This is a genomic window from Paraburkholderia sp. J8-2, from assembly GCF_905220195.1.
Classification (GTDB): Bacteria; Pseudomonadota; Gammaproteobacteria; order Burkholderiales; family Burkholderiaceae; genus Paraburkholderia.
Genome location: NZ_CAJMZA010000076.1, coordinates 1 through 2,370, shown reverse-complemented (window position 1 = coordinate 2,370; position 2,370 = coordinate 1). Strand labels below are relative to the sequence as shown.

Here is a 2,370-nt window from a genome sequence, read left to right as displayed (position 1 = left end):
AGCGGCCGATGCCTTGCGCCGGCGCATCGCCGAGACACTGCACTGGGATTGCTGCGTGCCGGAATTCGGACAGTCGTTCGAGCTTGCCGAGCAAGCCGTGCGACCGTATCCCTGCCCGCCCTGCCCGCCGGACGAACTGGCGCCCGAGCAGGAGGCAGGCGCCACGCCCTGAAATGCTGCCGGAACACGGCACGCCGCGCCGGCACACCTCGCAAGCACGGACGACGAGCGTGAAATTTTTTTGGGACACGGTTTCCAGTGGCTCATAAAATCGGCATGGATCCCTGTGATACGGAATACCTGTGTCCCGCCCATTGAAGCCGACACTTCATATGCGAATGGCCTTCGCATCGATCTCGCGCCCGCATCGCGCTCCGGACGGTCGTCATGGGCCCGCGCGCTGACCCCCGCGCGCGCGCCGCAAAAGGCGCGGGCCCGGCAAGTTCTGCCTGCGCCATGGCCATTGCGCTCGCGGGCGCGCTCGGCGCCGCCGCGCTCGCGCTTCTCACGCAACGCCTCGTGCGCGCAAACCCGGCGCCTGCGAGGGCGGCCGGCGACGCGCGGCTCAACGAAGCCCGCATGCTCGGGATCATCCGTTCGTCGATGGAAGCGATCGTCACCGTCGACGAAACCCAGCGCGTGTTGATCTTCAATCCAGCCGCCGAACAGGTGTTCGGCCTGTCCGCCAGGGAGGCGATCGGCTCGCCGCTCTCGCGCTTCATTCCCGAGCGGTTCCGGGCGGCGCACGCGCAGCATGTCGAACAGTTTGGCGAGACAGGCGTCACCGAACGCCAGATGGGCCGCCCGCAACGTGTGCTCTACGGGGTGCGCGCCAATGGCGAGGAGTTTCCGATCGAAGCATCGATTTCGCAGATCCGTGACGGTTCGGGCAAGCTTTTCACGGTCATGCTGCGCGACATCACCGAACGCGTGCGCGCCGAGGAAGCGCTCAAGCGTTCGCGCGAGGAGCTGCGCGAGCTGTCGGCCAATCTCCAGAACGTGCGCGAGGCCGAAAAAACCCGCATCGCGCGCGAACTGCATGACGACCTCGGCCAGCAGCTCACCGCGCTCAAGATCGACCTCGCCGCGCTCGAGCGCCGGCTCGGGGAGGATGACGCCACCGACGTGCCTGCGCGCCTCGCCGGCATGCGCAACCTGATCGACGCGACCGTGGCTGCCTTGCGGCGCATCGCGGCCGACCTGCGGCCGGTCATGCTCGACGACCTCGGCCTCGTGCCCGCCATCGAATGGCTGGCGAACGACTTCACGAACCGCTACGGGATCGCCGTCGAGCGCGACCTGGATGCGGACGCCACGATGTTTTCGAACGCCGCCTCCTCGGCGCTCTTTCGCATCGTGCAGGAAGCCCTGACCAATGTCGCCCGCCATGCCGAAGCGAATTTCGTCGAGATTACGCTCAAGGTGGATGGGCCACGCTGTGTGCTGCGCATTGCCGACGACGGCGTGGGCGCCAGCGCCGATCCCGCCGATCCACCCAACGCGCAGCGCAACGCCTTGAGAGACAAGTCGTTTGGCCTGCTCGGCATTCGCGAGCGAGCCCACATGCTTGACGGCACCGTTGCCATTGCCACCGCGCCCGGAAAGGGCTTTGACATGACGATCACGTTCGCCCTCCCTGCCCTGCTTCCGGAAGGAGCCGCATCATGATCAAGGTGATCATCGCCGACGACCATGCGCTCATGCGTGACGGTTTGCGCCGCATACTGGAAAGCGAGCGCGGCACGCAGTTCGAAGTCGTAGGCGAAGGCTGTGACAGCGCGACCACACTCGCGCTCGTGCGTGAGCGCGCAGCCCAGGTCCTGGTGCTCGACCTCTCGATGCCGGGACGCAGCGGCGTGGATCTCATCAAGCAGATCAAGGACGAAAAACCCGAACTGCGCATTCTCGTGCTGACCATGCACGCCGAGCAGCAATACGCGGTGCGCGCCTTCAAGGCGGGCGCGTCGGGTTATCTCACCAAAGAGTGCGCCAGCACGGAGCTGGTCACCGCCGTGACGAAGATCGCCTCCGGTGGTGTCTATATCAGCATGACGATGGCCGAGCGCTTCGCACAAAGCCTGAAGGAGCCGGCCGACACGCTTCCCCACCAGCGGCTTTCCGACCGCGAGTTCGAGGTGTTCCGGCGTATTGCGGCAGGCCAGACCATTACTGAAATCGCGCAGGCACTCTGCGTGAGTACGAAAACCGTCAGCACCTACAAGGTGCGCATTCTCGAGAAGATGCAGATGCCGCACGAAGCCGCGCTCGTGCGCTACGCGATGCGGCACAAGCTCATCGACGATCCCGACGAAGTCTGACCCTCGGGTGTCGCGGCCGATTGCCGCATGACTGTAGGAATCGCCCTACAGA

The 2,370-nt window shown here is 65.5% G+C and carries 1 protein-coding gene and 1 pseudogene; both read left to right on the top strand.

The features are described 5' to 3' along the window. Nucleotides 1-441: 441 nt before the first annotated feature. A pseudogene (locus U5A52_RS42755) lies at nucleotides 442-1,668 on the top strand (PAS domain S-box protein); the annotation flags it as partial. Further along, the gene (locus U5A52_RS42750) at nucleotides 1,665-2,318 is read left to right on the top strand and encodes a response regulator transcription factor (RefSeq protein WP_321940424.1); all 654 of its coding nucleotides are present in this window, start codon (nucleotides 1,665-1,667) and stop codon (nucleotides 2,316-2,318) included. The pseudogene U5A52_RS42755 and the gene U5A52_RS42750, both read left to right, overlap by 4 nt. Nucleotides 2,319-2,370 lie beyond the last annotated feature (52 nt).